The sequence below is a fragment of the Janthinobacterium sp. SUN211 genome (assembly GCF_030587315.1).
GTDB lineage: Bacteria > Pseudomonadota > Gammaproteobacteria > Burkholderiales > Burkholderiaceae_D > Janthinobacterium > Janthinobacterium kumbetense.
This window is the reverse complement of the sequence record NZ_JAPWIC010000003.1, coordinates 409,685-429,753: the sequence shown is the minus strand read 5'-3', so window position 1 is coordinate 429,753 and position 20,069 is coordinate 409,685. Positions and strand designations below refer to the sequence as shown.

Below are 20,069 nucleotides of genomic sequence, written 5' to 3'. Positions count from 1 at the left end.
AAAGAAGAAGTTGGCTGCTTCGGGGCGTGATTATAAGCTCCCGATTTGAGAATGTGCAAGGGTTGGCGCGAAAAAGTCTGCTTTTTTTGGATTTTTTTTATCCCCCCTGCCGGGAAGCCGCATTTTCCCGTCATTTCTCTCTTTTACCGGGCGTCAGGCGGATGCATCCAGGAGTTGCCGAGGGGCTTATACTTACGCAACAACTGCTGATGCAGGCCCGACAGCACGGGCAATTTGGGATTGCGCGGGTCCAGGCGGCGCACGCCGGCGATAAACGTCAGCGCCTGCTGCCCCATGCGCTCATCCCAGCCTTCGTGCTCCAGGCATTTCAGCACGGCCACGGCCGCATTGAACACCACTTGCGGATTATCGGGCAGGCGCGTGACGGCTTCGCCCATCAGATCGACGGCGCCACGGAAATCGCCCTCTCCCGCCCTGGCGGCGCCGGCCGCCACCATGTCGGCCACTTCCTGGCGGCTTTGCCGCGCCAGCGCCTTGGCCAGCTCTTCGCGCCCGGCATGCTCGAACACGGCCATGGCGCGCGTCATGGCGGCGCTGTCGGGCGCGTTGCGCATGACTTCGCGCATTACCTCGGCGGCGCCGTCTTCGCGCCCATGCGCCAGGCAGTGGCGCGCCAGTTCGGTTTTCAGCATGTTCGAGCCGCCCACGCTGTGGCGGTTGGCGGCCAGCGCCGCGTCGAGCGATTGCTGCAGGCGCTCCTCGTTGCCCGTATGCGCATGCAGCATGGCGCTGCACAGCGCACTGCACAGTTCCGCATTCTTTTGCCCGCCCATCGACTTGTCGAGGTCGCGGATCACGGCGCCCACCTGCAGCGGGTCGCCCTTGCGCACCAGGGTCTGCACCAGGCGCACGTGGTCTTCCGGATCGCGGAATTCCGAATACTTGGCCTTGCTGACCACCAGCTTCAGGGATTTTTCCGCCATCTCGATATCGTCGGCAGCCAGGGCCGCCTCGCCCAGGCGGCGCAAGCGGCGCACGGCGTGCGGCGACAGGGCCACCGCTTCGCTCAGGGCGGCCTGCGCCAGTTCCGGCTTGCCTTGCGCCAGATGCGTGCGCGCCAGCCAGTCGTACGCGTCGAGAAAACGTTTGTTGTTTTCCAGCAATCCCTCCAGGGTGCCTTGCGCCGCTTCATACTCGCCCAGCAGGAACTGCGTCTTGGCCTGCCCCAGGCGCGCCCAGCCGATGGACTTGGCTGCGTACAGGCCCGCGTAGATCGGCTCGGCGTCGGCCGCCTCGCCCAACAGCAGGTGCAGTTCCGCGCGCAAGCGCAGGAAATCGGTGGCGTAGCGGGGATACAGGCTGGCGCCCTCGGCGCAGGCGGCAATCGCCGCGCGCTCATTGCCCACGTCGATCAGTTCATACACGGGCACGAAGGCATTGCGCTTGTCCAGCGCGCGGCCGATGCGCTCGAGCATGTTGTCAGCAGTAAACGGCTTGAGGATGTAATCGGTAGGCAACAGCTCGACGGCGCTGACCACCTTGGCGAAGCTGCCTTCGCCTGTGACCATGAAAAACATGGTCGACGCGTGCATCAGTTTGTGGTGGCGCAAGTCTTCCAGCATCTGCTGGCCATCCTGCCCGCCATCGAGATCGTACTCGCACAGGATCAAATCATACGATTTGCTGCCCAGCATGCGAATCGCCTGGCCCGAGCTGGCCGCGTCATCGATCTTCGCCAGGCCGCACAGGTTGAGCATATTGTGCAGGCTGGCGCGCATGCCCGGATGCGGCTCGATGATCAGTGCGCTAAGGCCCTTGAGTTCTTTCATGTCGTGATGTCCGAAAACTCCGCGGCGCGCCACACTGGTGCGTGGCGCCAGCCAGCATGAGGCTGCCGAGTATATGACGGCGCCGCGCGCAAGGGAATGGCGACGTGCCGAAAAATGCCGACGACGTTGCTGCTCAAGCGACGGCGCGCTCCGGATGCCACAGTTGCGGCTCATGGTCGATCAGTTCCAGCAGCGCCGTCACCACTTCCGGATCGAACTGGCTGCCGCTGCGCTGTTCGATGTATTCGCGCACCTGCGGATACGGCCACGGCTCCTTGTAGGGCCGCTCGTGCAGCAAGGCATCGAAGACGTCGACCACGGCAACGATGCGCGCGGCCACGGGAATGTTGCGCCCTTTCAAGCCATTCGGATAACCGGCGCCATCGAAGTGTTCGTGGTGGCCGCCGGCGATCTGCGCGCCATACGTGAGGTAGCTGACGCCGTCGACCATGTTGGCGGCCCGCTCGAGGATGGTGCGTCCGACGCTGGCGTGCAGCTGCATCTGCGCCCGCTCCTCGTCCGTATGCTTGCCGGGCTTGAGCAGCACGGCATCCGGCGTGGCCACCTTGCCCACGTCGTGCAGGATGCTGGCCAGGCCGATCATGTCGAGCAGCTGCGGGGTCAGCTCGTCGGCATACACGCCGCGTTGCTGCATGCGCCGGGCGATGGCGTCGGACAACAGCTGCACCCGCCGCACGTGGCCGCCCGTGTCGCTGTCGCGGAACTCGGCCAGGTCGGCCAGCGCCACCACGGTCGCCTCCTGCGCCTTGCGCAGCTGGCCGAACATGTACAGGTTGTCGAAGGCGGCGGCGATACGCTGGCAAAACACTTCCAGCAGATCGCGCTGGATCTGCGCCAGCGGCCACGGCGGCGTGACGGAAATGGCCAGCTCGCGGTTGCCTTCCGTGTGGATGAACAGCACATTGGCCGGATGCTCGAACTGGCTGCGCTTTTCCGCGAACGCCTTGTCGATGGTGGACGTGAGGGCATGGTCGGCCGGCATCGCTTCGGACTCGGCCAGCACGGCATACGTGCCCGTGGCGGCCACCACCTCGGGCCGTCCGGCGCCGCCCTGCATCAGGCACAGCACGCCGTCGGCGCCCACGTCGAGGATGGCGCTGACCTGGTTCAGCACGCCGGAAGCGAATTCGCGCAGGGAATGGATCTGATACAGATTGGTGGCGCCGGCGAGGATCTTGCCCAGGCCGATGCGGCTGCGTTCGAGCATCATCAGGCTCTCGTAGGCGCGCAGGGCCGAGATGACGGTGGTAAACAACTTTTGCGTCGTCAGTTCCGTCTTGGCCTTGTAATCGTTGATGTCGTATTCGATGATGACGCGCTGCTCGGGCGCCTGGCCCGGCTGGCCCGTGCGCAGCACGACGCGCACGATGGAATTGTTCAGGTCGGCGCGGATGCGCTTGGCGAGGATCAGGCCGGCGTCATCCGTTTCCATCACCACGTCGAGCAGCACCAGCGCGATATCGGGCGTGTCGCGCAGGATGTCGTACGCCTCGCGGCCGCTGTAGGCGGAAAACAGTTCCAGTTCGCGGCCCTTGAAACTGACATTGCGCAGCGCCAGCCGCGTGACTGCATGCACGTCGACGTCATCATCGACGATCAGGACACGCCACAGGCGCTGGTCGGGCGCGGCCAGCCCGGCAGGACTGGCCACCGGCTCATCTTCGTCGAGCAGCCAGTTATCATCTGCATCGGCCTTGAGGTCGGTCATGAATACTCCTAATGGATAAGTTCGATGTGGACGCTGCGTTGACGCATATCAAGCATAATCAGATTAGATGCTGCTTACAACAGGATTCTGCGTACCGCCTTCGCTGGCGGACGGCGACGACGCCGGCGCCGAGGCACCGCTGCGCGTGGCGCCGCCACAACTATCCTGGCCCGGCCCGACGGCCTGGTAGCGCACTTCATACTTGCCCGCGCTGAGCTGCTCCACCAGCAGCTTGTCGTACGCGAGGATGTACAGGTAGCGCACGTTCGAGCGCCGCTCCGTGTCAAACAGCTTGACGAACACGGGCGCGGCATTGCTGCTGTTGTCGATGCTCACGGCAAGCTCATCGCCCTTGTTACCGATCGGGAATCCATCGACATAGCCGGAATGGGCCGGCCAGGGTTCGCCATTCGGCGCCACCAGCGATGGGGACTCGGCCTTGCCTGCCCCATCGCAGGCGGGCTGGATGCCTTTCAAACTCAGCTGGGACACGGCCAGCACGCGGATCTCCGGCGTCTTCGCTTGCGGCGGCTCGGGCGCATACGGCTTGCCCACGGCCCAGCTGTCGACTGCCACCGCCTCGCCTTTCGATGGCGGCGCGGCACCGGCCGCCGGCGTGGCCGCTTCCGCATGGGGCTTGGCGCCGTCGCGGGCCAGGCCGCTCCAGGCCGACGCCAGCGCGGCAGGCACGGGCTGCGACGTGTCGAGCATCAGCAAGGCGGCCAGCCAGCCCAGCAACAGGCAGATAAACAAACTCAGCCACCAGCGCCAGTTGCGCCAGACGGGTTGCAGGCCGCGCCGCGGCTTGCCCTTCGGCGGCGGCACATCCTGCGCCCAGGCGTGTTCATGCGGCTGGGCATGGCCTTTCGCGCGGCCATCGCGGCTCTTGCCTTCTTCCTGGTGGGTGCTTTCCAGCCATTCGATTTCCCATTCCTCGGCGGCGATCCACTCGTCGTGTTCCTTGCGGCGTTGTGGATCGGACAAGGTGCCATAGGCGCTGTTGAGGATCGCCATGATGCGGGCGGCCTTTTCGTCGCCGGGATTCTTGTCCGGGTGGTATTTCTGGCTGAGGGCTTTGTACGCGGCACGTATGACTTCCTGCGGCGCCAGGCGCGCCACCTTCAGGTTGTCATAGTGTGTATGTATCTTTCCCATCGTTCTATCTTGAAATCGGTGCGCGGCGACGGGTTCTTGCAGGATGGAACCGTGCTGTGTCGGTCATCATATACGATATGACAAGATAATAACCGCCGGCGGACAGGAAATTGCAGGGCGATACTGCCCTGCCTTGATATTGCAGGCGCTTACAAGCGGTGACTGCGGTCGCTGGACAACAGCGCTTCCGGCAACTCCACGCGGTGCCCCACTACCAGCACCTTGAACAATTCCCCCATCTCGGCGGGCGACACCAGCTTTTGCACGGCGCTCGCTTGCGGCAAATAGGTCTTGACCTGCTCCGGATCGGTGCGCAGCAGCAAGTCGCCGAGACCCGCGCCCAGCAGGAAGGACGCCTGGTTCATGTAAGCGAGCACATCGAGGCCCGCCTCCTGCGCCGCCACCGCCATCGCCGTAAAATCCACGTGGGCCGTGATGTCCTGCAAGCCGGGCAGATAAAACGGTTCCGCGTGGGCGTGATGGCGGTAATGGCACATCAGGGTGCCCGTGGCGCGCAAGTCCAGGTAATACTCATGCGCAGGGAAACCATAATCGAACAGCACGGCCGCGCCGCCCTTGCCATTGGTCAGCATGCGCGCCAGCGAGCGCATGAAACCGCAGGCGACGCCATGAATTTCCGTGACATAGCCGACCGGCAAGGCGTCCTCCTCGGGCACCTGGGCGGCGATCTGCGCAGCCACGTCGGCGCCGGCCGGGCGTTCGACAAACACGAACTGGCCGTCGGCGATGCTGACGTCGAGTTCGCACCAGCCGGCGGGCGTCTTGCTGATCAGGTTGACGGGCATAGCGTCCAGCACTTCATTGCCGAACACGGCACCCTCGAAACTGTCGGGAAAGCCGTCGAGCCACACCACTTGCGGGAAGGCTGCCAGCGCCAGCTCCTGGCGCGCGCGCAATTCGCCGGACAATTCGACGATCGCATACTGTTCGACATGGATGCCGGCATTCGCCGCTTCCGTCAGGATATCGCAGGCCAGCTTGCCCGTGCCGGCGCCGAATTCGAGGATGCGCGGGGCCGTTTGCGCCATAATAGCGGCTGCCACATGGGCCAACGTGGCGCCGAACAGGGGCGAAATCTCCGGCGAGGTTGTAAAATCGCCATCTTTGCCCAGCTTGGCGGCGCCGCCGCTGTAATAGCCGAGGTCAGGCGCATACAGCGCCAGCTCCATGAAGCGGACAAAGGGAATGGCGCCGTCATTGCGCGCGATTTCGGCGGCAATCTGGTGCTGCAAGGCATGGGACGCGGCCAGCGCGTCGCTATCGGGTGCGGGAAGAGACATTCCCGCATTGTAGCGAATCGGCGGCGCATGCCGCCAGTGTGGCGTCCACCGAATATCTCAACCATAGCAAAGACATGACAGAAGCAACGACAACGCCATTCGACAGCACACCCCGCGTCGCCCTCGTCACGGGCGCCGCGCGGCGCATCGGCCGCGCCATCGCGCTGGGCCTGGCGCGCGACGGCTGGGATATAGCCGTCCATTACCGCGATTCGCGCGACGAAGCGCTCAGTCTGGTCGCGGAAATCACCGCGCTGGGCCGCCGCGCGCAAGCGTTCCACTGCGACCTGGCGCAGGAAGCGGCCGTACGCCAGCTGTTGCCGCAGGCACAGGCGGCGCTGGGCCCCGTGACGTGCGTCGTCAACAACGCATCGTTGTTTGCATACGACAATGCGGGCGATTTTTCCGTCGCCGCGCTCGACGCCCACATGCACGCCAACCTGGCCGCTCCCATTCTGCTGGCGCAAGCCCTGTACCAGGCCACCCCGGCAGGCGGGCAAGCCGTGGTCATCAACTTGCTGGACCAAAAACTGTACAATCTCAATCCTGATTTTTTGTCGTACACCCTGTCCAAGGCGGCGCTGCTGTCGGCGACCACCATGCTGGCCCAGGCGCTGGCGCCGAAAGTGCGCGTGGTGGGCATTGCCCCCGGCATCACCATGGTCTCCGGCGAGCAGACGGAAGCGAACTTTGCCAAGGCGCATGAAAACACGCCGCTGGGACGCTCCAGCACGCCCGAGGATGTGGCCGACAGCGTCTGCTACGTGGCCGGCGCGCGCGCGCTGACGGGCACGACCCTGCTGGTCGATGGCGGCCAGCATTTGATCGGCTTGCCGCGCGACGTCATGTTTTTGACCAAATAATCAGCAGCCCTACCAAACAACCAGCACTCCAGCATTCCCTAAAAGGTAAAACTATGTCGTCCGCCCTGTCCCACCCTCGCCTGGCCGATTGCCGCCGCCTGTTCCTGCGCAATTACGAAGTCCTCATCAACATCGGCGTCTACGACTTCGAAAAAAAGGGCGAGCAGCGCGTCCTCATCAACGTCGACCTGTACATCCCCCTGGCCCTGTCGACGCCGAAGGATGACCAGTTGGAAGAAGTGGTCGACTACGACTTCATGCGCGAAACCATCGCCAAACGCATGGCGCAAGGCCACGTGCAGCTGCAGGAAAGCCTGGTTGACGACGTGCTGGCCGCCATGCTGGCCCACCCGCGCGTGCGCGCCGCGCGCGTATCGAGCATGAAACCGGATGTGTATCCCGACTGCGAAGGCGTGGGCGTGGAAGTATTCAAGATCAAGGATGAAGCATGAACAACATGAATGACAGCGCCGTACTGGAAACGATGACGGCCGCCGTGGAAGTGCCGGCCAATGTCGAAGCGCAGAAACTGGCGCGCAAGAAGGCGGAAAAGATCGCCCTGGAAAACAACAAACTACACAAGCGCTTGTGCCGCCTGGTAGGACAAGCCATCGGCGATTTCAACATGATCGAAGACGGCGACAAGGTGATGGTCTGCCTGTCCGGCGGCAAGGATAGCTACGCGCTGCTGGACATCTTGATGACCTTGCGCGAACGCGCGCCGATTCACTTCGATATCGTCGCCGTCAACCTGGACCAGAAGCAGCCGAACTTCCCGCCGGAAATCCTGCCCGCCTACCTGACGGAACTGGGCGTCGCCTTCCACATCGAAAACCAGGATACCTACAGCATCGTCAAGCGCCTGATCCCGGAAGGCAAGACGACTTGCTCGCTGTGCTCGCGCCTGCGCCGCGGCATCCTGTACCGCGTGGCCGACGAGCTGGGCGCCAACAAGATCGCCCTGGGCCACCACCGCGATGATATTTTGGAAACGTTCTTCCTGAATATGTTCTTCGGCGGCAAACTGAAAGGCATGCCGGCCAAGCTGCAGTCGGACGACGGCAAGCACATCGTCATCCGCCCGATGGCCTACGTGAAGGAAGAAGACACGCAGCGCTATGCGGAAGTCAAGGGCTTCCCCATCATTCCATGCGACCTGTGCGGTTCGCAGGAAAACCTGCAGCGCAAGCAGATCAAGGGCTTGATGCGCGAATGGGACAAGAAATTCCCCGGCCGCGTGGAAAGCATCTTCTCGGCCCTGTCGAACGTGGCGCCATCGCACCTGATGGACCCGAAACTGTTCGGCTTCAAGGATTTGAAGGCGGACGGCGTGGCCAACCCCATGGGCGACATCGCCTTCGACGAAGAGCCGTGCTCGACGCCGACCACGTTCGGCACCATCGCGCTGCAACCGCTGTAAAAACTTCCTGTTGTCCCGCCGCCACCGTCCAGGTGGCGCGCGGTATCTTCCCTCCGCCTCTTTCCCCCCGCGTCCATTTGAGGTACCGTAGTCAGCTCTGCCGGTACGCGGTGCGTCACGCGCGCATCCCTGCACGGCGGTCAGCACGCATTCTTCCGACAACCTCACTGGAATGAACCATGACGCCATCCGCGCTCAAGCGCCCCCTGCTGTTTTCCCTGCTCGCTCTCGGCCTCTCCTCTGCCTTCGCCGCGCCTGCCGCTGCGCCCGTCGACCGCCAGGCCGACCGCTGGGACCTGACGGCGCTGTATCAAGACGACGCCGCGTTCGATGCCGACGCGAAAAAGCTGTCGGCGCAGCTGCAGCAACTGGGCACCTGCAAGGGACAGTTGAAAGCGTCGCCGGCCCGCCTGAAAAGCTGCCTGGACCTGTACGCCGAGGCGCGCAAGCGCGTCAACACGCTCACCACCTACGCGGCGCAGTATTACGACCAGGATACGGGCGACAGCAAGGGCAACCAGCTGAACCAGCGCGCCGCCCTGCTGGGCAACGACTTCTCCCAGGCGACAACCTTCCTGCAGCCGGAAATCCTCGCCCTGGGCGGCAAGCGCATCGACGCCATGCTGGTGAAGGACAAGGGTTTGCAACTATACCGTTTTCAATTGAGCAACATGCTGCGCAGCGCGCCGCACACGCTCGACGCGGCTGGCGAACAGCTGGTGGCCCAGTTCGGCCTCGCAACAAGCTCGGCCGCCAGCGTCTACCGCACCCTGGCCAATGCGGAAATCCCATGGCCCACCGTGAAACTGTCGGACGGCAAGGAAGTACGTCTCGATCAGGCGGCGTACACGAAATACCGGGGCGATGACCAGCGCGCCGACCGCAAGCTGGTGTTCGACGCCTTCTTCGGCAAGTGGAAGGAATATGAACGCACGTTCGGCGAAACCCTGTACGGCCAGCTGAAGACGGACGCCGCGTATGCGAAAGTGCGCCGCTATGCCGATTCGCAAAGCGCGGCGCTCGACGCCGACCATCTGCCGCCGGCCGTCTACCAGACCCTGATCGCGCAAACTAACGCCAATCTGCCCACCTTGCACCGCTACTTCAAGCTGCGCGCGCGCATGCTGGGCGTCAAGGACCTCGCGTATTACGACATCTATGCGCCGCTGCTGAAAAGCGAGCGCACCTTCCCGCTGGCCGACGGCAAGCAGATGATGCTCGATTCGGTCGCGCCGCTGGGCCCGGACTACGTCAAGGCCCTCACCGCTGCCGTGGACGCGCGCTGGATGGACGTGTACCCGCGCCCGCGCAAGGTGGCGGGTGCCTATATGAATGGCGACGCGTACGATGTGCACCCGTTCGTGCTGCTCAACTACACTGACAATTACGAAGCCGTCAGCACCCTGACGCATGAATGGGGCCACGCCATGCACTCGGTGCTGGCCAACAAGGCACAGCCATCGGTCTATGCGCCGTACAGCATCTTTGTCGCGGAAATCGCCTCGACGACGAACGAGGCACTGCTGCTCGACGCGCGCCTGAAGCAGGCCAGGGACGATGACGAGCGCCTGCTGTACCTGGGCGCGGCGCTGGAAAACCTGCGCGGCACCTACTTCCGCCAGGCCATGTTCGCCGAATTCGAAGCGGCCATCCACGGCAAGGTGGATAAAGGAGAAGCGCTGACGGGCGAAGAGATCACGGCCATCTATGCCGGCATCCTCAAGCGCTACCATGGCGAGGCGCAAGGCGTCATGACCATCGATCCCGCCTACGCGCTGGAATGGGCCTATGTGCCGCATTTTTATCACGGCTTCTATGTGTTCCAGTACGCCACCTCGATCGCCGCGGCGCAGGATTTCGCGCAGCGCATCCTCGACAAGGAACCGGGCGCGCTGGCCGCCTACCTGAAGATGCTCAGCTCCGGCGGTTCCGCGTATCCGTATGAGCTGGTGAAGGCGGCTGGCGTCGACCTGGCCTCGCCGAAACCGTACCAGGCGCTGGCGGCGCGCATGAACGGCATCATGGACCAGATCGAGGCGATTCAAAGCCGCCGGGGAAAATAAGCGCCCGCGCGGACCGGAATCAGGCCGGCTGGTCTGATTCCGGCTTGTCCGCCCCCGCTGCCGCAAACGCCGCCGCATCGCTCTCGAACATGTCTTCCAGTTCCTCGCGCGCCTGGCGCGTGAGGGACATGACTTTTTGCTGGTCCTGGAAGTGCGGCGCCACTTCCAGCAGGGTTTTCAGGTTATGCCGGCCAAAGATGCCGGCCGCGCGCTGCGCCCGCTCCGGGCTGAAACCCACCTGCTGCAAGGTCTGCTCGCCCAGCAGCAGCGCCGCGGCGAACGTTTCGCGTTCGATCAGCGTCACGCCCCGCTTCATCAATTCATAGTAATGCGTGACGTTGCGCGCGCGCGCCAGAATCGTCAGTTCCGGCAGGCGCAGGCGCACGGCGTCGACCAGCGCCAGGCTGTCGTCCACATTGTCGATGGCGATCACCAGCGCCTTCGCCTTCTCGATGCCGGCCGCCACCAGCAGGTCCACGCGCGTGGCGTCGCCATAAAACACCTTGAAGCCGAACTTGCGCAGCAGGTCGATCTGGTCCGGGTCGTGATCGAGCACCGTCACGCCGATCTTGTTGGCTGCCAGCAGGCGGCCGATGATCTGGCCGAAGCGGCCGAAACCGGCGATGACGATGGGATTGTCCTGCGCCTCGATATGGTCGTCGGGGCGGCGCTTCTTCTCGCCTTGCAGGCGCGGCGCGACGAATTTGTCGTGCAACAGCAGCAGCAAGGGCGTGGCCACCATCGACAGGGTCACCACCACGACCAGCAGCGCGGCCGTCTCCGGCGCAAACACGTGCGCGGCCTCGGCGGCGGCAAACACGACGAAGGCAAATTCGCCCCCTTGCGACAGCAGCAGCGCAAAGAACAGCTGCTGGCCGCGGGGAATGTCGACAAACTTCGACAGCACGTACAGCAAGGCGACCTTGACCGCCAGCAGGCCCGCCACCAGGGCCAGGATCAGCAAGGGCTGGGCGCGCAGCACGCCGAAATCGACGGACATGCCCACGGCGATGAAAAACAGGCCCAGAAGCAGTCCCTTGAACGGCTCCAGGTCGGAAATGAGTTCATGGCGGTATTCGGAGTCGGCCAGCAGCACGCCCGCCATGAAGGTGCCCAGCGCCATCGACAGGCCCACCGATTCCATCAGCACGCAGATGGCGATCACCAGCAGCAGGGCAAAGGCCGTGAAGATTTCGCGCAAGTCCGTCCTGGCGATGAAGCGCAGGATGGGGTTCACCAGGAAGCGACCGCCGATCACCAGCGCCGCCAGCACGGCGGCCAGCTTGGCCACGCGCAGCCAGCCCGGTTCGCCACTATGCGTGACCAGCCCGCCCAACAGCGGCACCAGTGCGATCATGGGAATGGCGGCGATATCCTGGAACAGCAAAATGGAAAAGCCGGCGGAACCGGCCGGCGTGCTCATCAGCTTGCGTTCGCCCAGGGTGGCCAGCACGATGGCCGTCGACGACAGCGACAGGCCCAGCGCGCCGACCAGCGCCGTGCGCCAGTCCACGCCAAAGGCCATGGCCACGGCGCACAAGCCCGCGCTGACGACGCCCACCTGCGCCCCGCCCCAGCCGAAAATCGGGCGGCGCAGCAGCCACAAGCGCTTCGGCTCCAGCTCCAGGCCGATCAAAAACAGTAGCAGCACCACGCCGAATTCGGAAAAGCTGAGGATCACCTCGACATTCTTGATCAGGCCCAGGCCCCAGGGTCCGATGACGACGCCGGCCACCAGGTAACCCAGCACGGCGCCCATGCCCAGGCGCTTGGCCAGCGGCACCATGATGATGGCGGCGACCAGGTAAAACAGTATGTTGATGAGAAAGCTGTGGTGTTCCATGCGGATTCCGGAAAAACGTGACTGGAATCGCAATCATGCCTGAAGTGGCGCGCCAGCGGGGTATCAGGGTTGCGGCGCATCGATGCGTGCGCGCAGTTCGTCGACATTCACGCGCTGGAGGTAGCTTTCGATATTCTTCCACACGGCGTGGTAGCCGTAGCCGCCGTTTTTCAGCTCGTCGATCGCCTTTTCGCGCGGCCAGCCCTGGTACAGCATGCGGTACATGGCGGCCATCATGCCCGTGCGGTCGGCGCCGTGCAGGCAATGCAGCAGCACGGGACCCTGCTGTCCGGCGGCGCGGATGGCACGCATGGTGTCGATCACATGGCGGTCGCGGATAGCCCAGGTATTGATGGGGATGCGGACGGCGCGGATGCCGCTGCCTTCCAGCACCTGCGTATCGGAGTGGAAGGAGCGCAGGCTGATCACCGTCTTCACGCCCAGCGCCTGCAGCTGGGCCACGTCGGCGCTATCCAGCCTGGCGCTGCGGTACAGGACGGGCGTGACCTGGTGCAGGTTCGACACCTGCGGCAGCGGCGTGGCCCAGTCCGGATGGCGTGGCGGCGATGATTGCGCCCCGGCCGGCGCGGCGGCCAGCCCCAGGGCAAGGGTCAACAGTACGACGTGCAGCATCATGGTTTCCTGGTTATTGAGGAACGGCGCCGGCACGCAGCACCTGCGCCAGCACGTCCAGGGCGGCGCGCGGGCGGCCCAGGGCCAGCGCCTTTGCGCGCATCGATTGCAACTGCTCGGGATGCTCGAGCAACAGGCGCACCCGGTATTCCAGGGTGACGGCATCGAATGCCTTCAGGGCCACGCCCTGCTCCAGCAGATAGTCGGCATTGCGCTCTTCCTGGCCGGGAATCGGCGAGTTGACGATCATGGGCAAGCCCAGCGCCAGGCATTCCGAGGTGGTCAGCCCGCCCGGCTTGGTGATCACCAGGTCGGCGCACGCCATCAGGCGCTCGACTTCGCTGGTAAAGCCTTGCGCCAGCAAGCGGCCCGGATACTGGCCGGCCAATGCCTGCAGCGCCGCTAGCGCGACGGTGTTTTTCCCCGCCAGCACGATCAGCTGGAAGTCACCCGGCAGCGCCAGCAGGCGCGCGGCGACCGTTTCAAGGCTGCCCAGTCCCGCCCCGCCGCCCATCAGCAGGATCGTCGTGCGCCGCGGGTCGAGGCCAAACGCCTGCGCGCACGACACGCGGTCGGGCGCCTGCGCGAATGCGGGCATGATGGGGATGCCCGTCACGTGGATGCGCCCGGCGGGGATGCCTTCGTGGCGCATGCGAAACGCTACTTCGTCGGTGGCGGCGAAATAGCCCTGCATCTGCTCGTGCACCCACATGCGGTGCAAGTCGAAATCCGTGACCTGCACCCACACGGGGCAAGCCAGCTGCTGCTGGCGCAATGCGCGCGACAGCAATTCGGCCGGCAGGAAATGCGTGCAAATGATGGCGTCGGGCTGAAAAGCGGCGATCCGCGCCATCAGCGCGCGCGTGTTGAGGCGCTCGACGGCGCGGCGCAGGCGCTGCATCGAGCCGTCGCGCGGCGCATCGTGGGTGGCGTGATACAGATAGCCCCACAGCGCGGGGGCCTTGTTGACCAGCTTGATATACAAATCCGTGTACAGCTTGCGGAAGGCGGGCGTGACGAAATCCATCACGTCGAGATGCAGGGCCAGCGCTGCTGGGCCGCCGGCATCGCGCGCCGCATACGCCTCGATGGCTTGCGCCGCGCGCATATGGCCGGCGCCGGCCGAGACGCTCAGGAGAAGAATTTTTTGTGTCATGAAAAACCGATGTGTGAACAGGTTGCGCGCGGACGCGAAAGATGCATTAGCAGGATAACATCACTGCAAGCTGGCCGGTTTGATCTGGCCACGCGCGCGCTAGCCAATGACGGGGACGGGCAAGGCCGACACTTTCCAGCTGCCTTTGAGCTTGCGTTCGATCAAGGCCGGCAAGGCGCTGGCGTCAGGCGCGCCTTTTTTCGTGAACTTCACCGGTACCAGCAGATAGATGGTGACCTTGTCATCGTCGGCAATGTCCTCCTCCGGCTCCGGATTCCAGCGCTTGTCGATGGCCAGCAGCGCGTCGACGCCATCCGGCCAGGCCAGGTCCGTCAGGTGCGGATCGTCGCGCCGCAGCAGCTCGCCCGCCGCCAGGCTGGCCTGGTCGAGCGTGCGCCGTCCCAGGCGTGCCAGCAGCGCCACCGGAAAGCGCCAGGGGCTGTGCTCCGCAAAGCCGTGCACGGTCAGCGGCCAGCGGCCAGGCAGGCAGATGGCCAGTTCGGTCATCGGGGATTGCTGGAACAGGCCGACCGTAAACAACAGCTTGAAATCGCTCTTGCCGCCGATGCAGCTGATCCCCAGCGAAAAGCGCGCATCGCCGCTGTCCGGGCTGAACACGGCCGGCAATACCCAGCCGGCGCTGTTGTGCATGAAGGTGCGGATCGATTCCTGCGGCGAGGCGGCCGCCTGCTGCGGCACGTCGAGTATGCTGACGCCGCCGGCGGCAGCGAGCAATTGGGCGATCGCGGGAAAACCCCAGCCGCTGGCGATATCGACCGGCGCCTGGTTCCAGCGCGTATGCAGGCGGTTCGGATTGGCGCCCGACTGCAACAGCAATGCCACCACGTCCTGGTGGCCGCCCACGCAGGCGCTGGCCAGCGGCGAGAGTATCTTGTCCGGCAAGCCGTCGACGGCAGCGCCATGCCCGAGCAGCCAGCGGCAGGTATCCAGATGGCCATGGCCCGCCGCCACGTCCAGCGGCGTATGGTTGCGGTAACCGGGCAAGGGCAGGTCGATGTCCAGGCCCAGCGACACGAGCAGGACGCAGACGTCGCGGCTACCGCCGGCCGCGGCCAGATGCAGCAGCGATTCGCCGTCATCCATGTTGTAGCGGCGCAAGGTCAACAGCAGCGGTGTGGCCTCGAGCAGGCTGCGCACCTGTTCCACCTGATTTTCGCCGACGGCGTCGCAGAGGCGAAAAAACGTCTCGCGGTGCTGGTTGTAGAGTGTCTTGTTGACCATGCATGTTCTCTGCTCGTGGTGGCGGCGCCATCATCGAGCGGAGAATAGCATTTTCTTCCGATTAATCTGTGCGATTTGACAACTTCGGTGTGCGCGTCGGCGGCAATGCCAAGCCGGCCGGCGCCACATCCGTGCGCAGCACCGGATACAGGTTCAGGCGTTCATCCCAGGACGCGTGGCGGCGGGCGAAGAATTCCAGGCGCGCGGCCGGGCTCTTGGCAAATGCGGGATCGCTGGCCAGCTTCTGCTGGAACTGCGCTGCCAGCGCCGGGTCGGCCGCCAGCTGCGCGCGCGCCACGTCTTCGGCCACGTATTCTTCCATGTACTCCTTGCGCTCGAAGGCCGTATTGAAACTGCCCCAGGCCAGCAGGGAATCGGGCGCGCGCGGTTCGAGCAGGGCCACGACCAGGCGCGCCTTGGCCTGGTTGACGGGCACGTACAGCGCGCCCGCACCGACCACGCGCGCCTCTTTCTGCCACTCGCCCTGCACGGCCACCGTCTGGCGTCCCTCGAACGACTGCGCGCCGAATTTCACCTGCGTGGCGCGGAAGGTCTCGACCGGCAGCTTGCCCGGCGCGCCAGCCAGCACCTGGTACGACACGCCATGCTGGCGCAGCTTGGCCGCCACCATCTGCGCCTGCGCGGCGGGCACCAGGTAGCCGGCCTGCGGCGCGGCCTGCTGCAGGTCGGGCACGATTTCGTCGCGCAATGGCACGTTCCAGATCTGCGGCGTGGTTTCATCGTAGCGCGTCATCAGCGCGCCCGATACTTCGGACGGCGTACGCGTGTAGGCGTAACCGCGAAACGCGATCATGCGGCTCTTCTCCGTCGTCTTGTAGGTGAGCGGCAGGGTGCTGCCTGCCAGCTGCGCGGCGCGCGCGTCCGCCTCGAGCGCCGTTTGCCGCCACTGCGCGCCATGCTGCGCCACTTGCGACAGCAGCGAGACGATGGTGTTGCGGGTAATGCGCACGCGGGTCGGATAATCCTTCCACGAATGGGTTTCCACCAGCATGCCGAAGCGGTTGCGCAGCTGGAAATAGCCATGCGAAAAGCGGGGATTCGGCGCCGAATCGACAAAACCCGATTGCGGATTGTCGTTCTCGGCAAACGAAATATAAAACGGTTTCGGGTCCGAACCCTGGCTGGCCAGGTCGGCCAGCACGCCGTCGCGCAGCGCCGTTCCCGCCACGCGCAGGGCCGCATCGCCCGCATGCACGGGTTCGACCTGGATCGAGATATCGGGTTCGAACTGGGCGCCGTCGGTGACGTGCAGGTCGACGTAGGCCAGCGGGTCCCAGGCGTTCACCAGCGCCAGCATGTGCTGCATCTCGGGCGTATCGGCCTTCATGTATTCGCGGTTCAGATTGTAGTTTTGCGCCGTGCTGCGCCAGCCCATTTCCACGGGACCGCGCTGGTTCGGACGGTTCCACTGACCGAAGCGCTCATGGCCATCGACATTGAAGACGGGGACGAACAGCAGCACCTGCTTGTCCAGCGCGCCGGGCGCCGCCTTGCCCTCCAGGACTTCGCGCAAGGCCAGGAAGCCCGCATCCTTGCCATCGATTTCGCCCGCATGGATGCCGCCCTGCACCAGCAGCACGGGCAGCTTGCGGCGTGCCGCTTCGGCCGGCGTCAGCGCGCCCGTATTCGTCACGGCCAGCGCCAGCATGGGGCGGTTTTCCGGCGTGCGGCCAAATTCGATACAACGCACCTGCTTCGGATAGCGCGCCTGGAACTGGCGGCACAGGGTTTCCACTTCCGCGTAGCGGCCCGTATTCAAAAAGCCCGAGCGCTCGGCCACCGTCGTCAGGGCGGGAGCGGGAGCGGCGTGTGCGCTGGCGGCAAACACGGTCAACAGGGCGGTGGACAGCAGGGCGTGGCGTAGCATGGGTCAAACTCCATCGAGAGAGGACAAGCGGGCAATTATAGAGTGGCGGTCGGATAAAAACGCGCCGGAAAATAAAAAAGCCGGAACAGTGTCAGCTGCTCCGGCCTTGCTTCGGCAAGCGTGAATTACGAGCCAAAATGGTAGTTGAACTCGACCCACCCCTGGCGGCCTTGCGGGCTGTAGTTGCCGATCAGGTAGTACGGCCAGCCGTTGCTGGCGTCGCGCTTGATCTTGTCGAACACGTTGTTGACGATCAGCGAAACGGTGGCGCGGTCGTTGATGCGGTAGACGGTGCTGATGTTGGCCAGCGCCGTCGGCGTCAGGTAAGCCTTGCCGGCGGCATTCGGCACCTTGCCGTAACGGCTGACCAGCAAGGTATTCGACCAGTCGCCCGCGGCCCAGTTGACGCTCAGGTTCAACTTGTCGGGCCAATCCCTGTTGGTCATCGATTTGGTTTCGTCGGTCTCTTCATCACCGGCAAATTGCTGCGATTTCTTGCTCAGTACCTTGGCGTAGTTGGCCTTGAAGGCGAAGCGGCCATAGTCCGTCGTGCGCAGCAGATACTTCAGGCTGACATCGATGCCGCTGCTGCTTTGCTTGGCCGCGTTGATCGGATTGACGGTGATGGTCTTGATCTCGCCCGCCTTGTTCAAGGCATTGGCCGCGTAACGCTCGATACGGCCCAGGGTATCGATACAGGTCGGCGAGCCGATATCGGCCTTGCCGAGGCGGCAATCGGATTCGTCGCGCAGCAGCTTGTCGGCGTCCAGATTCGTCACCAGGTCGTCGATCTTGATGTTCCAGTAATCGACCGAAACGTCGAAATTGGAACTCGGCGACCAGACGCCGCCCACGCCGAAGGACTTGCCCTTTTCCGACTGCAGGTCGCGGCTGCCGTTCTGCACGTAATCGGCACCCGGCGATTTATTGGCATACTCGCAGCCGTCGATGGCCTTGCCCGCAGCATCGCAACGGTAATAGTCGGTGGTGCTCGCATAATAGCCTTTGCCGCGTGCCTGGTAGATGTAATTCATGTCCGGCGCGCGGAAGCTGGTGGCATAGTTGGCGCGGAACAGCAGCTCCGGCGCCGGGCGCAATTCCAGCCCGCCGTTGTAGGTGAACTTGCCTTCCTTGCGGCCGGCAAAGCTGTAGCGGTCATAGCGGCCGGCGACGGTAGCGGTCAGCTTTTCATGCAGCGGCACATTCAACTCCGCGCCCAGCGCATAGCGCGAACGGGTGCCGGCCGTGACGCCCGAACCGGTGGCGACATTGAAATAGCCCTGGTCGATGCGCGCGTCGGGTTCGTTGCTGAAGCCCTGCTTGCTCGCTTCGGCAATCGTGGCGATTTTCACCGTGCCGGCGGGCAACTGGAACAGGTCGCCATTCGTGGCCAGGCTCAGGGTATTCGTCCAGGCCTTGTCATGGCTGGTGCTGTAGCCGCTGATACTGTCGAATTCGGCCGGCGTCAGGCGCTGCGACAGGCGCGCGGGATCGGCTGCGTAGATGGCCACGCCCTTGGCGTCCGTGCCCAGCTTGGGCCCCAGGAAGAAGCTGTCGATGTTCGACAACATGCGCGGCGTGTGGCCTTCGCTCTTGTAGATGGACGCGTTGTAATTGGCTTCATACTGCCAGGCGCTGCCCGGAATGCGGCCCTTGGCACCGAGCGAGATGGCCGTGGCCAAGTCGTCCCAGCTGCGGTTGTAGCGCTGCACGCCGCCGATTTCCTCGGGCGAGATAAAGCGCGTCCACTCTTCGTAGGCGCCGCTGTTCTGGTTCAGGAAGGAATTGCCGTTCAGCGAAGCCGAGGCCCACGACGGGCCGCGCGTATTGTTGACGGTCTTGTTCTTGCCGATCAGAACATCGGCAAACAGGGTGGTGTCGGCATCGAGCTCGTAATTGGCGCTGCCGAACACGTTCTGGCTCTGGTTCTTCGTCTGCGTGGTCCAGAAGGTCGGGCGGGCTTTCGGGCTGGCGCAATAGCTGCCGTTTGCCGCCGTGTACTTGCTGACGCTACCGCCGAACATGTCGCCGAACTGGCTGCAGGTGTCGCCCAGGTCGACATATTTGTCTTTTACCAGGGTGCGGCGCGCGGCGACCGTCGTCGGCACGCCGGAGCGGCTGGTCATGAAGTCGCGGTCCATGCTCCACAGCGGGTCGCGCTGGCTCAGTTCCACGCTGAACAGGGTATGCAGCTTGTCGAAATTGCCGCCGCCCGTCAGCTGCACGCGCTGGTTGCCGGCGCCGCCGCGCGAGGTGCCGCCCAGCTTGACGTTGATATCGAAGCCGTCCGTCTGTTTTTTCAGGATCACGTTGACCACGCCGGCGATCGCGTCCGAGCCATAGATGGCCGAGGCGCCGCCGTTGAGGATTTCGATGCGCTCGACAATGCTCGACGGGATGTTCGCCAGGTTGGTGAAGTTGACGGCGCCGTCATAGGCGATGGGGAAGTCGGCCAGGCGGCGGCCGTTCAGCAGGATCAAGGTATGGTTCGGACCCAGGCCGCGCAGGCTGATGGTATTGGCCGACGGCGTGAAGGTATTGCCGTAATCCTCGCCCTGCGTAAAGCCGCTGTTCTGCACCTGGCTGGTCAACGCGTCGAAGACGTTCTTGTAGCCCTGCTTGGTGATTTCGTCGCCGGTCAGGATGGTGACGGAAGACGGGCCTTCCAGGCTGGCGCGGGGAATGCGCGAACCGGTGACCACGACGGCTGGCGGGGTGGCCGCCGCCTGCTGATCCGCTGCGGGCGCTTGCGTTTGCGCGTGCGCCTGCCATGCGGTGCCGCCCAGGATGGCCAATACGCCAAGGCTGAGCGGTGTTAACTTGAACTGTTTCGACATCGTTGCGCTTCTCAAGGTGGGAGAAAAGCGGCAAGATAGCAAAATGTCAGTCATTCCAGAACGAATGGATTCATCTTTCTATATATCAAAATTGTTATATAGAAATATTCATGAGCAGGAAAACGCTAGGCGTCCTCGCTAGCTCATGG

Annotated in this window: 14 protein-coding genes; 4 read left to right on the top strand and 10 right to left on the bottom strand. The window is 64.1% G+C overall.

What is annotated here, in order from left to right:
* Positions 1–143: 143 nt before the first annotated feature.
* The 4 genes from O3301_RS13190 to O3301_RS13175 all read right to left on the bottom strand — a co-directional run bounded on the left by O3301_RS13190 (position 144) and on the right by O3301_RS13175 (position 5,975).
* Complete coding sequence (locus O3301_RS13190; RefSeq protein WP_077398774.1) at positions 144–1,790, bottom strand: tetratricopeptide repeat-containing response regulator; 1,647 nt, start codon at positions 1,788–1,790, stop codon at positions 144–146.
* A 133-nt stretch (positions 1,791–1,923) separates the two neighbouring features.
* The gene (locus O3301_RS13185; RefSeq protein ID WP_099665767.1) at positions 1,924–3,519 is read right to left on the bottom strand and encodes a DUF3369 domain-containing protein; all 1,596 of its coding nucleotides are present in this window, start codon (positions 3,517–3,519) and stop codon (positions 1,924–1,926) included.
* A gap of 63 nt (positions 3,520–3,582) precedes the next feature.
* Positions 3,583–4,674, bottom strand: coding sequence for a J domain-containing protein (locus O3301_RS13180; protein ID WP_305056584.1), 1,092 nt, complete (start codon positions 4,672–4,674; stop codon positions 3,583–3,585).
* A gap of 149 nt (positions 4,675–4,823) precedes the next feature.
* The gene (locus tag O3301_RS13175) at positions 4,824–5,975 is read right to left on the bottom strand and encodes a class I SAM-dependent methyltransferase (protein ID WP_305056583.1); all 1,152 of its coding nucleotides are present in this window, start codon (positions 5,973–5,975) and stop codon (positions 4,824–4,826) included.
* 74 nt (positions 5,976–6,049) lie between these two features.
* On the opposite strand from O3301_RS13175, the gene O3301_RS13170 reads away from it, so the two are divergent.
* The 4 genes from O3301_RS13170 to pepF all read left to right on the top strand — a co-directional run bounded on the left by O3301_RS13170 (position 6,050) and on the right by pepF (position 10,321).
* Entirely contained in the window at positions 6,050–6,838 is a 789-nt protein-coding gene (locus tag O3301_RS13170; protein ID WP_289918484.1) for an SDR family oxidoreductase, read from the top strand.
* A 53-nt stretch (positions 6,839–6,891) separates the two neighbouring features.
* Positions 6,892–7,290, top strand: coding sequence for a dihydroneopterin aldolase (locus O3301_RS13165; protein WP_046682033.1), 399 nt, complete (start codon positions 6,892–6,894; stop codon positions 7,288–7,290).
* A gap of 32 nt (positions 7,291–7,322) precedes the next feature.
* Entirely contained in the window at positions 7,323–8,258 is a 936-nt protein-coding gene (gene ttcA / locus O3301_RS13160; RefSeq protein WP_251349712.1) for a tRNA 2-thiocytidine(32) synthetase TtcA, read from the top strand.
* A gap of 179 nt (positions 8,259–8,437) precedes the next feature.
* Positions 8,438–10,321, top strand: a complete 1,884-nt coding sequence (gene pepF / locus O3301_RS13155) for an oligoendopeptidase F (protein WP_305056582.1) — start codon at positions 8,438–8,440, stop codon at positions 10,319–10,321.
* A 19-nt stretch (positions 10,322–10,340) separates the two neighbouring features.
* Here pepF and kefC read toward each other — a convergent pair whose 3' ends face one another.
* From kefC to O3301_RS13125, 6 genes are all read right to left on the bottom strand, one after another.
* On the bottom strand, positions 10,341–12,164 hold the full coding sequence (gene kefC / locus O3301_RS13150) for a glutathione-regulated potassium-efflux system protein KefC (protein ID WP_305056581.1): 1,824 nt from the start codon (positions 12,162–12,164) through the stop codon (positions 10,341–10,343).
* 63 nt (positions 12,165–12,227) lie between these two features.
* Positions 12,228–12,800 (bottom strand): dual specificity protein phosphatase family protein, encoded by a 573-nt coding sequence (locus tag O3301_RS13145; protein WP_305056580.1) that lies wholly within the window; start codon positions 12,798–12,800, stop codon positions 12,228–12,230.
* Positions 12,801–12,810: 10 nt separating this feature from the next.
* A complete protein-coding gene (locus tag O3301_RS13140) occupies positions 12,811–13,953 on the bottom strand; it encodes a glycosyltransferase (RefSeq protein WP_305056579.1) in 1,143 nt (380 codons plus the stop codon).
* 99 nt (positions 13,954–14,052) lie between these two features.
* Positions 14,053–15,195, bottom strand: a complete 1,143-nt coding sequence (locus O3301_RS13135) for an ankyrin repeat domain-containing protein (protein ID WP_305056578.1) — start codon at positions 15,193–15,195, stop codon at positions 14,053–14,055.
* Positions 15,196–15,256: 61 nt separating this feature from the next.
* On the bottom strand, positions 15,257–17,083 hold the full coding sequence (locus O3301_RS13130) for a M14 family metallopeptidase (RefSeq protein WP_305056577.1): 1,827 nt from the start codon (positions 17,081–17,083) through the stop codon (positions 15,257–15,259).
* Between the two features lie 125 nt (positions 17,084–17,208).
* Positions 17,209–19,920 carry a TonB-dependent siderophore receptor gene (locus tag O3301_RS13125; protein WP_305056576.1) on the bottom strand — a complete coding sequence of 904 codons (2,712 nt, stop codon included), beginning with the start codon at positions 19,918–19,920 and terminating at the stop codon, positions 17,209–17,211.
* Positions 19,921–20,069 lie beyond the last annotated feature (149 nt).

What these genes read in the sequence shown, in the direction of transcription:
- O3301_RS13190 (WP_077398774.1), bottom strand. Translation starts at nt 1,790, where the DNA reads ATGAAAGAACTCAAGGGCCTTAGCGCACTGATCATCGAGCCGCATCCG.
- O3301_RS13185 (WP_099665767.1), bottom strand. Translation starts at nt 3,519, where the DNA reads ATGACCGACCTCAAGGCCGATGCAGATGATAACTGGCTGCTCGACGAA.
- O3301_RS13180 (WP_305056584.1), bottom strand. Translation starts at nt 4,674, where the DNA reads ATGGGAAAGATACATACACACTATGACAACCTGAAGGTGGCGCGCCTG.
- O3301_RS13175 (WP_305056583.1), bottom strand. Translation starts at nt 5,975, where the DNA reads ATGTCTCTTCCCGCACCCGATAGCGACGCGCTGGCCGCGTCCCATGCC.
- O3301_RS13170 (WP_289918484.1), top strand. Translation starts at nt 6,050, where the DNA reads ATGACAGAAGCAACGACAACGCCATTCGACAGCACACCCCGCGTCGCC.
- O3301_RS13165 (WP_046682033.1), top strand. Translation starts at nt 6,892, where the DNA reads ATGTCGTCCGCCCTGTCCCACCCTCGCCTGGCCGATTGCCGCCGCCTG.
- ttcA (WP_251349712.1), top strand. Translation starts at nt 7,323, where the DNA reads ATGACGGCCGCCGTGGAAGTGCCGGCCAATGTCGAAGCGCAGAAACTG.
- pepF (WP_305056582.1), top strand. Translation starts at nt 8,438, where the DNA reads ATGACGCCATCCGCGCTCAAGCGCCCCCTGCTGTTTTCCCTGCTCGCT.
- kefC (WP_305056581.1), bottom strand. Translation starts at nt 12,164, where the DNA reads ATGGAACACCACAGCTTTCTCATCAACATACTGTTTTACCTGGTCGCC.
- O3301_RS13145 (WP_305056580.1), bottom strand. Translation starts at nt 12,800, where the DNA reads ATGATGCTGCACGTCGTACTGTTGACCCTTGCCCTGGGGCTGGCCGCC.
- O3301_RS13140 (WP_305056579.1), bottom strand. Translation starts at nt 13,953, where the DNA reads ATGACACAAAAAATTCTTCTCCTGAGCGTCTCGGCCGGCGCCGGCCAT.
- O3301_RS13135 (WP_305056578.1), bottom strand. Translation starts at nt 15,195, where the DNA reads ATGGTCAACAAGACACTCTACAACCAGCACCGCGAGACGTTTTTTCGC.
- O3301_RS13130 (WP_305056577.1), bottom strand. Translation starts at nt 17,083, where the DNA reads ATGCTACGCCACGCCCTGCTGTCCACCGCCCTGTTGACCGTGTTTGCC.
- O3301_RS13125 (WP_305056576.1), bottom strand. Translation starts at nt 19,920, where the DNA reads ATGTCGAAACAGTTCAAGTTAACACCGCTCAGCCTTGGCGTATTGGCC.